The sequence below is a fragment of the Pseudonocardia pini genome (genome assembly GCF_013870575.1).
GTDB lineage: Bacteria > Actinomycetota > Actinomycetes > Mycobacteriales > Pseudonocardiaceae > Pseudonocardia > Pseudonocardia pini.
On record NZ_JACBXB010000143.1, the window covers coordinates 1 to 9,297 of the forward strand.

Genomic DNA, 9,297 nt, shown 5'->3' on the forward strand with positions numbered 1-9,297 from the left:
TGCGCGCCGAGCACACCCAGGCGTCGCTCGAGGAGCTCGGCCAGCTCGCCGAGCCGCCCATGACGAAGGACGCGGTCGCGGGCCGGATCCGGCGCCTGCTGCACATGGCGGACAAGCGTGCCGCCGACCTGGGGATCCCCGACACGGAGTCGGCGGTCACCCCGGAGATGCTCGAAGAGGCGTGAAGCGCAGGTCACGCGCACTGGGCCTGCCCTGCCTATAGGGTTGGCCGCGTTCGAAAGCAACGACCAGTGGAGGTACGTGTGACCGTCCGGGTAGGCGTCAACGGCTTCGGCCGCATCGGCCGCAACTTCTGGCGGGCGGTGGACGCCCAGCGCACCGCCGGCACCACCGACATCGAGATCGTCGCGGTCAACGACCTCACCAGCAACGCGACGCTCGCGCACCTGCTCAAGTACGACTCGATCCTCGGCCGCCTGCCGTACTCGGTGGAGCTGAAGGGGGACGACGAGATCGTGGTCGACGGCAAGTCGATCAAGGCGCTGTCCTACCGCGACCCCGCCGAGCTGCCCTGGAAGGACCTCGGCGTCGACGTCGTGGTCGAGTCCACGGGCTTCTTCACCAAGCGCGAGGGCGCCTCCAAGCACCTCGAGGCGGGCGCGAAGAAGGTCGTCATCTCGGCGCCGGCGAGCGGTGAGGACCTCACCATCGTCAAGGGCGTGAACGACGCGGAGTACGACGGGTCGCAGTCGATCATCTCGAACGCGTCCTGCACCACGAACTGCCTCGCGCCGCTGGCCAAGGTGCTCGACGACCTGCTCGGGATCGAGAAGGGTCTGATGACCACGATCCACGCGTACACGCAGGACCAGAACCTGCAGGACGGTCCGCACTCCGACCTCCGCCGCGCCCGCGCCGCCGCGATCAACATCGTGCCCACGTCGACCGGTGCCGCGAAGGCGATCTCGCTGGTCCTGCCGCACCTCAAGGGCAAGCTCGACGGGTACGCGCTGCGCGTGCCGATCCCCACGGGCTCGGCCACCGACCTCACGGTCGAGGTGCGCAAGGAGGCCACGGCCGAGGAGATCAACGCCGCGTACAAGGCGGCCGCCGAGAGCGGCCCGCTCCAGGGCATCCTCAAGTACACCGAGGACCCGATCGTGTCGAGCGACATCGTCACCGACCCGCACTCCACGATCTTCGACGCCGGTCTGACCAAGGTCATCGGCAACCAGGTCAAGGTCGTCGGCTGGTACGACAACGAGTGGGGCTACTCGAACCGCCTCGCCGACATCACCGCGCTGGTGGCGTCGAAGCTGTGAAGACCGTCTCCGACCTGGTCGACGAGGGGGTGGCCGGGCGAACCGTGTTGGTCCGCTCGGACCTCAACGTCCCCCTCGACGGCGAGACGATCACCGACGACGGGCGCATCCGCGCGTCCGTGCCCACGCTCTCCGAGCTCTCCGGGGCAGGGGCCAAGGTCGTCGTCACGGCGCACCTCGGCCGGCCCACGTCGTCGTCGGACACGGAGTTCTCGCTGGCCCCGGTCGCCGCGCGGCTCGGTGAGCTGCTCGGCGCGCCGGTGAAGCTGGTCCCGCTGGACGGGCCCCTGCCGAACCTGCACGACGGGGACGTCGTCCTGCTGGAGAACATCCGGTTCGACCCGCGGGAGACCTCCAAGAACGACGACGACCGGGCCGCGTTCGCCAAGCACCTCGCGGACCTGACCGGCGCGGAGGCGTTCGTGTCGGACGGGTTCGGCGTGGTCCACCGCAAGCAGGCGTCGGTCTACGACGTCGCGGAGGACCTCGCGGGCTACGCGGGCGGTCTCGTGCTGTCCGAGGTCGAGGTGCTGCGCACGCTCACCGGGGCTCCCGAGCGGCCGTACGTGGTCGTGCTGGGCGGGTCCAAGGTGTCGGACAAGCTCGCCGTGATCGAGGCCCTGCTGCCCAAGGTGGACTCGCTGCTCGTCGGCGGCGGGATGTGCTTCACGTTCCTGGCCGCCCAGGGCTACGGCGTGGGCTCGTCGCTGCTCGAGTCCGAGCAGATCGACAACGCCCGGAAGCTGCTGGAGTCCGGCAAGATCGTGCTGCCCACGGACGTGGTGGTGGCGGACCGCTTCGCGGCCGACGCGGCGACCCGCACCGTCCCGGTCGACGGGATCGAGGACGGTTGGATGGGCCTGGACATCGGCCCGGAGTCCGTGACGGAGTTCGCCGCCGTGCTGTCCACGGCCAAGACGGTGTTCTGGAACGGGCCGATGGGCGTGTTCGAGCTGGCCCCGTTCGCCGAGGGCACCCGCGGGGTGGCGCAGGCGATCGTCTCCTCGTCCGCGTTCAGCGTGGTGGGCGGCGGGGACTCCGCGGCCGCCGTGCGGGCGCTGGGGCTGCCGGAGGACGGGTTCTCGCACATCTCGACCGGTGGCGGAGCGTCCCTGGAGTTCCTGGAGGGCAAGACCCTCCCCGGCGTCGCAGTCCTGGAGCGTTGATGGCCCGCAAGCCGCTGATCGCCGGCAACTGGAAGATGAACCTCAACCACCTCGAGGCCATCGGGCTGGTGCAGAAGCTCGCCTTCGCGTTGCCGGAGAAGTACTTCGCGCACGTCGACGTGGCGGTGATCCCGCCGTTCACGGACATCCGCAGCGTGCAGACCCTGATCGACGGGGACAAGCTGAAGATCGTCCACGGCGCGCAGGACCTCTCGCCGCACGACTCCGGGGCCTACACCGGGGACGTGTCCGGTCCGATGCTGGCGAAGCTCGGCTGCACGTACGTCGTCGTGGGGCACTCGGAGCGTCGGGAGATCCACGGCGAGGACGACCAGACGGTCAACGCGAAGGTCCACGCCGCGCTGAAGAACGGCATCTCGCCGATCCTCTGCGTCGGCGAGGGGCTCGACGTCCGGGAGTCCGGCGCCCAGGTCAGCCACACCACCGCACAGCTTGTCGCGGCGCTGGAGAAGGTCACGCCGGAGCAGATCGGCTCCGTGGTCGTGGCCTACGAGCCGATCTGGGCGATCGGCACCGGCAAGGTCGCCAGCCCGGCCGACGCGCAGGAGGTCTGCCACGCGCTGCGCGAGCAGGTGCGCGAGCTGTACGGGCCGGAGGTCGCGGACGCGATCCGCATCCTCTACGGCGGTTCGGTGAAGGCCAAGAACGTGGGCGAGATCGTCGCGGAGACCGACGTGGACGGCGCCCTCGTGGGCGGCGCCTCGCTCGACGCGGACGAGTTCGCCCAGCTCAGCGCCATCGCCGCGGGCGGCCCCCTCCCGTAACCGGTACCGAGACCCGAACGGGCACCTCCGTGTGACGGAGGTGCCCGTTCGCGTTCCGCCCGCCTCCCCCCGCCCTGCCCTGCCGCGCCCTCAAGATCGCACGTTTCGTGCTCTCAACGCGGCAAGATCGCCGTTGACGTGCTCTCAGCGTTGTCCGCACCGCGCTGAGAGCACGAAACGTGCACTGCTCGCGCCGGGAACCCGGGGTCCGCGCGGCTCGTTGTCCCGACGGGTCGTAACGGCGCGTCGGCCTCCGACGACCCACCGGTACGACCCCTGCGGACGACGTGGGCGTGGGCGGGTTAGTCTGGACATCCTTCCGGGCGAGCCGGGCCACGCCGAGCGGGCCCGCGGCGAGAGAGAGTGGAATGGTCCTCGCACTTCAGATCGTGCTGATCGTCTCCAGCGTGCTGCTGGTGCTGCTCATCCTGCTGCACCGCGGTCGCGGTGGCGGCCTGTCGAGCCTGTTCGGCGGCGGGGTGCAGTCCAGCCTCTCGGGGTCCTCCGTGGCGGAGAAGAACCTGGACCGGCTGACGCTGTTCACCGCGGCCATCTGGATCGTGGCGATCATCGGTACCGGCTTGCTGGTGAAGGTCGGGGTCTAGGACCCCAGCACCCAGAACGAGGAGACACCATGGCGATGTCCGGCGGCAACGCGATCCGCGGCACCCGGGTAGGGGCGGGCCCGATGGGCGAGTCCGAGCGGGGCGAGACCGCGCCGCGCGAGCGGATCCCGTACTTCTGCGCGAACGGTCACGAGACCCGGCCGTCCTTCGCGGCCGAGGCCGAGATCCCGGAGTTCTGGGACTGCCCGCGCTGCGGACTGCCCGCGGGCCGCGAGCAGGCGGCACCGCCCGCCGCGCCGCGCAACGAGCCGTACAAGACGCATCTCGCGTACGTGAAGGAGCGCCGCAGCGACGAGGACGGCGCCGCCATCCTCGAGGAGGCCCTGGCCCGCCTCCGCTCCTCCCGCGAGCTCTGAGCATCCTCGAGCTCTGAGCGACACAGCACGCGCCGCACCCGATGAGGGTCGCGGCGCGTTCTGCTGTGCGCCCCCCCGTGTCGTTCGAGAGACGGCCGCGCTTACTCGGGGGCGGCGGAGGCCGTGGGACCGGACCACCCGCACTCTCGTGCGAGAGGTCTGCACGATCACCACTGACGTGTGGTGCGAGCGGCACCTCTCTCGACCGGTCTGGACGAACGGCTCTGTCGCGCGGAAGGTCTGCACGGGCCGGCACTGTCGTGCGGCGGGGCCTGGACGGGCGGCGCTCTCGGGGTGGTGTGGTCGCGCAGGCGGCACCCTCCCGACCCGTCTGCACGAACGGCACCGTCGCGCGGTGGGCCGTTCGAGAGGGGCGGGGACCTCGCTCCGTCCAACGTGCGGGTGGATGGAGGTGCGTACGCAGGTCCGTCCGGCCGAGGTGAGACGGGTGTCGCGATTTCCTGTCGGTGGCCGCGGCTAACCTGGGAGCGGACCGAGGGGAGACGGGGCATGGCCGCTGCAACCGCGTTGCGTGGCGCCCTGGGCTGGCCGTTGCGGCATGTGAAGGCGATCCTGCACTGGGTCCTCGTCCTCGCGGCTCTCGGCTACATCGCCTGGCAGCTGCCGGACATGGTGGCCGCCGTCCGGGAGGCCGGTGACGTCCTCGCCGAGATGAGCTGGGGCTGGCTCTCCGTCGCCGTGCTGCTCGCGGTGGCGGCCCTTCTGCTGTACGGCGAGCTGCACCGCTGGATGCTCGTGCTCGGTGGCACACCCGTGCCGGGCCGGACCGTGCAGGCCATCACCTTCGCGGAGAACGCGATCTCGAACACGGTGCCGGTGGTCGGCGGGGCGGGCGCACTCGCCTACTCGATCGCCCGGCTGCGCAGCCGAGGGGTCGACGCGGCGCTCGCCTCCTGGTCGGTGTTCCTCCCGGGCGCGTTGTCCACGGTGATCCTGCTGGTCGGCGGCATCGTGGTGATCGGGGCCGTCGGTTGGATGCCGCTGTGGTTCGCGCTCGTCGTGGCCGCAGCCGTCGTCGTCGGGACCATGGGGTTCTGGGCCGTGCTCACGCACGTGTCGGTGCTGCGCCGGATCCTGCTCGGCCTCGTCCACGCCTGGCGGCGGGTGCCCGGCCTGTGCCGGACGTGCCGGGGCGGTTGGGCGTCGGACCCGGAGGGCACCGCGGACCGGCTCGCCGGCAGGCTGGGGTTGCTGCACCCGACCATGGGGCAGTGGGGTGTCCTCGTCGTGACGGCTGCGGCCAGCTGGATCGCGGACTACCTCGCACTGCACGCGGTCGCCGCGGCGATGGGGCTGTCGGTGCCGTGGACCACGCTGGCGCTGGGCTTCCTCGCCGTCCAGCTGTCGATCGCGCTGCAGATCCTGCCCGGCGGCGCAGGCCTCGCAGAGACCGGCCTGCTCGGGGTCCTGCTCGCCGCGGGTGCTCCGCCCGCACCCGCCGCGGCGACGGTGCTCATCTACCGGCTCATCACCTGGCTCGGCCTCTCGCTCGCCGGGTGGGTGGTCTACGCCACGCAGATCCACCTCACCCCGCACCACCGCCACCCCGCGGAACCCGAGCACGCCTTGCCACCGGGAACGGTGCCCACCTGAGCTGCTGTCCCCGCATCGCAGGTCCTCACGTTCTCGACGACCGAGGCCCACTCACGCGGCGATGCCGGTTCGGCGTTACACCTGGTGCACGCTCTGAACCAGCTGCCTGGCCCGTGTGAACCTGGATGTGCCGGTGTACACAGTGGAACTGCTGTCAGGCACTCGGCGTTCCCGGTCCGACGGGTACTGCCCGATGCGAGCCTCGGACCCGGGTCTTGAGGTCGGACCTGCCCAGAGACGCAGCGGGCTTGCGGCGCAGCCACTAGCAGCCGCAGGGGACGGTGAGCGGGTCCGGCTCGGGGTAGTGGGTGCCGGAAGGCGACTCGACGGGGAACCCTTCGCGCGTCCAGTACTCGATCCCGCCGATCATCTCCCTGACGGCGAACCCGGCACGTGCCAGGGCCCAAGGCGCCGCGCGTGGCCCCGTTGCACCCCGGCCCCCAGCAGTAGGTCACCACCGGGCGGCTCGGGTCGAGCCCGCCCGGCAGCTCTGCGGTGGGCAGGTGCACCGCGCCGGGGATGTGCCCCTGGTCCCACGCCGCCCGGCTCCGGGTGTCGACGAGCACGAACTCCGCGTCCTCGCTCGCGAGCGCGGCCCGCACGTCCGACACGTCGGTCTCGAAGGCGAGCTTTGCGGCGAAGAAGGCGGCGGCGTCGGTGGTAGTGGTGATCGTCATGGGATGGGACGGTAGGTGGGTAGCGGGTGCACGTGAAGCAAGAATCCACTGCTAAATGCACCGAAGACCGTGGATTCCATGGCGAGAGTGCTGGATCGCTGCGGCACACAGCTCATCCTCCCGGATCCATCGGCGTTAGCCGGGTCCACCTGCCGCCACTGCGAGGGGACCGGATCCGCCTTCGGCGGGCTCCACGATGAGCGAAGGCACAACGTTCGCGTCGCCGCGTCGGACCCGACCGGCCCGGACCACGATCGCTATCAGTGACCCCCAAGGCGCCATACGGCTGGGATGGGTCGGAAGCGGCGATCATGGTCGGCCGGCGGCGATGCTCGACCGCTGTCGTGGGACATCGGCGCGGATCCGCTCGCGTTGCAGATGTGCCACGACGAAGCGCACCCGCCGACTGTGCATGTGCTCCCGACCGCGGCTGTCCTGAGCAGCCGCGCAACCAGCCCAGACCGAGATCCCCATCAGTGACCACCCGACGCCACATACGGCGATGGGTCGGAGTGATGATCATGACTGCAGCCCGGGACGTCAGTCGGCCACCACCCGCACCGCCGCCGCGGCCTGCGCGGCGCGGGAGCGGGCGGTGTCGACGTCGTCGGCGGAGGCGACCGCCACGCCCATCCGGCGCTTGGTGAAACTCTCTGGCTTGCCGAACAGGCGTAGGTCCGTGCCGGGTACGGCGAGTGCCTCGGCGACACCCTCGAAGGCGACCGCCTTCGCGTCCACCCCTCCGTAGATCACCGCGGAGGCGCCGGGGGAGCGGAGCGTGACGTCGACGGGCAGGCCGAGGATCGCGCGGGCGTGCAGCTCGAACTCCGACAGCCGCTGGGTGGCCAAGGTGACCAGGCCGGTGTCGTGCGGGCGCGGACTGACCTCGGAGAACAGCACGTCGTCCCCGCGCACGAACAGCTCCACACCGAACAGACCGCGACCGCCGAGGGCCTCGGTGATGCGCCCCGACACGTCCCGCGCCGCGGCGGCCGCGGCCTCCGACATGGGCTGCGGTTGCCAGGACTCGACGTAGTCGCCGTCGCGCTGCACGTGCCCGATCGGGGCGCAGAAGTGCGTTCCGTCCGCGGCTCGCACGGTCAGCTGCGTGATCTCGTAGTCGAAGTCCACGAAACCCTCGACGATCACGCGCGTGCCTGCGACCCGGCCGCCCGCCATCGCGTGGTCCCAGGCCCGGTGCAGGTCGTCCGTCGACCGCAGCACCGACTGCCCCTTGCCCGACGACGACATCACCGGCTTGAGCACGCACGGGTACCCGATGCCGTCCTCGATCGCCGCCCGGACCTCGTGCAGGGTGTCCGCGAACGCGTACGGCGAGGTGGGCAGCCCGAGCTCCTCGGCCGCCAGCCTGCGGATCCCCTCGCGGTCCATGGTGAGCCGCGCGGCGCGGGCCGTCGGGATGACCGTGGCGACGCCGGCGTCCTCGATCCGCTGCAGTGCCTGGGTGGCGATCGCCTCGATCTCCGGGATGACGAACTGCGGCTGCTCCTGCTCGATCAGCGCGGCGAGCGCCACGGGGTCCGTCATGTCGATCGCGTGGGCGCGGTGGGCGACCTGGTGCCCCGGCGCATCGGGGTACCGGTCGACCGCGACGACCTCGACGCCGAGCCGTTGGAAGGCGATCACGACCTCCTTGCCCAGCTCACCCGCCCCGAGCAGCATGACGCGGGTGGCCGAGGGGCTGAGCGGCGTGCCGAGCCGGATGGAGCTGCGCATGCCGCCCAGCCTAGGAGATCAGGTCCCCTGGTACGCCTTCCGCAGCGCCTCGATGTCCAGCTTGCCGAACTGCTGGAGCATCGCCGCGACGGTCCGGCCGGACTTCTCGGGGTCGGGGTCCCGCATCCAGGCGTCGGCCTCCAGCGGGACGATCTGCCAGGACACGCCGAAGCGGTCCTTGAGCCAGCCGCAGGGCTGCTCGGAACCACCCTCGACGAGCGCGGCGTAGTAGCGGTCGTTCTCCTCGGACGTCTCGCAGGGCACGACGAACGAGATCGCCTCGCTGTGCGGGAACTGTGGCCCGCCGTTGAGCCCGGCGAACTCCCGGCCGTCGAGCGTGAACTCCACGTACATGACCTGGCCCGCCTGACCGGGCGCGCCCTCGGGGTAGAGCTGCACGGAGGTGATCTCCGAGTTCGGAACACCGAACAGTAGAACTCGGCGGCCTCCTGGGCCTGGCCGTCGAACCACAGGCAGCTGGCGATCTGCTTCATGAGAAGGCTCCTCTCGGGATGTACACGAAAGACGACCGCCACACGCAGAACTCATCGGTCGCGGGGGATTCACCGCTAAGGTCCCAGTGTGACCGTGGAATCCCTGGACGATACGGACTGGCGCCTGTTGGAAGCACTGCAGCGCGACGGTCGGGCGAGCTACGCGGACCTCGGCAGGCTCGTCGGGCTCTCACCCAGCGCCGTGACCGAGCGGGTCCGCAGGCTCGAGGACGCGGGGGTGATCACGGGGTACGGCTGCGAGGTCGACCCGGAGAAGCTCGGCCTGCCGATCATGGCGCTCGTCCGGCTGCGTTACCCCAGCGGCAACTACAAGCCCTTCCGGGACCTGCTCGGCACGACCCCGGAGATCACCGAGGCGCACCACGTCACGGGCGAGGACTGCTTCGTCATCACGGTGCGGGCGCGGTCGATGCGGCACCTGGAGGAGGTCACCGGCCGGATCTCCGGCCTCGGCGGGGTGACGACGAGCGTCGTCTACTCCAGCCCGCTGCCGCGGCGGTCCGGCCGGTCGGGCGCGGTTCACCGCTTGCGTATGCGG

Annotated in this window: 10 protein-coding genes and 1 pseudogene; 8 read left to right on the forward strand and 3 right to left on the reverse strand. The window is 70.9% G+C overall.

The window, feature by feature from the left end:
- From H5J29_RS11175 to H5J29_RS11205, 7 genes are all read left to right on the forward strand, one after another.
- A partial coding sequence (locus H5J29_RS11175; protein ID WP_281375935.1) for a helix-turn-helix domain-containing protein occupies positions 1–185 on the forward strand: 185 nt, incomplete at its 5' end.
- Between the two features lie 78 nt (positions 186–263).
- Positions 264–1,283 (forward strand): type I glyceraldehyde-3-phosphate dehydrogenase, encoded by a 1,020-nt coding sequence (gap, locus tag H5J29_RS11180; protein WP_181780867.1) that lies wholly within the window; start codon positions 264–266, stop codon positions 1,281–1,283.
- Positions 1,280–2,449 carry a phosphoglycerate kinase gene (locus H5J29_RS11185; RefSeq protein WP_181780868.1) on the forward strand — a complete coding sequence of 390 codons (1,170 nt, stop codon included), beginning with the start codon at positions 1,280–1,282 and terminating at the stop codon, positions 2,447–2,449. Before gap ends, H5J29_RS11185 begins: the two co-directional genes overlap by 4 nt.
- Positions 2,449–3,234 carry a triose-phosphate isomerase gene (gene tpiA, locus H5J29_RS11190; protein ID WP_181780869.1) on the forward strand — a complete coding sequence of 262 codons (786 nt, stop codon included), beginning with the start codon at positions 2,449–2,451 and terminating at the stop codon, positions 3,232–3,234. Before H5J29_RS11185 ends, tpiA begins: the two co-directional genes overlap by 1 nt.
- A 368-nt stretch (positions 3,235–3,602) precedes the next feature.
- Positions 3,603–3,839 carry a preprotein translocase subunit SecG gene (secG, locus tag H5J29_RS11195; protein WP_181780870.1) on the forward strand — a complete coding sequence of 79 codons (237 nt, stop codon included), beginning with the start codon at positions 3,603–3,605 and terminating at the stop codon, positions 3,837–3,839.
- 35 nt (positions 3,840–3,874) lie between these two features.
- Complete coding sequence (locus H5J29_RS11200) at positions 3,875–4,216, forward strand: RNA polymerase-binding protein RbpA (protein WP_181780874.1); 342 nt, start codon at positions 3,875–3,877, stop codon at positions 4,214–4,216.
- A gap of 510 nt (positions 4,217–4,726) precedes the next feature.
- Positions 4,727–5,830: a lysylphosphatidylglycerol synthase transmembrane domain-containing protein gene (locus H5J29_RS11205; RefSeq protein WP_181780871.1), complete on the forward strand. Its 1,104-nt coding sequence runs from the start codon at positions 4,727–4,729 to the stop codon at positions 5,828–5,830.
- On the opposite strand, the gene H5J29_RS34935 is transcribed toward H5J29_RS11205, so the two are convergent.
- From H5J29_RS34935 to H5J29_RS11220, 3 genes and pseudogenes are all read right to left on the reverse strand, one after another.
- A complete protein-coding gene (locus H5J29_RS34935; RefSeq protein WP_246393745.1) occupies positions 5,743–6,507 on the reverse strand; it encodes a rhodanese-like domain-containing protein in 765 nt (254 codons plus the stop codon). The genes H5J29_RS11205 and H5J29_RS34935 overlap by 88 nt on opposite strands.
- Before the next feature lie 540 nt (positions 6,508–7,047).
- A complete protein-coding gene (gene purT / locus H5J29_RS11215; RefSeq protein WP_181780872.1) occupies positions 7,048–8,244 on the reverse strand; it encodes a formate-dependent phosphoribosylglycinamide formyltransferase in 1,197 nt (398 codons plus the stop codon).
- 18 nt (positions 8,245–8,262) lie between these two features.
- Positions 8,263–8,738 (reverse strand): annotated as a pseudogene (locus H5J29_RS11220) (VOC family protein).
- 88 nt (positions 8,739–8,826) lie between these two features.
- Here H5J29_RS11220 and H5J29_RS11225 point away from each other — a divergent pair.
- Positions 8,827–9,297, forward strand: a 471-nt coding sequence (locus H5J29_RS11225; RefSeq protein ID WP_181780873.1) for an Lrp/AsnC family transcriptional regulator, incomplete at its 3' end; no start/stop codon positions are given.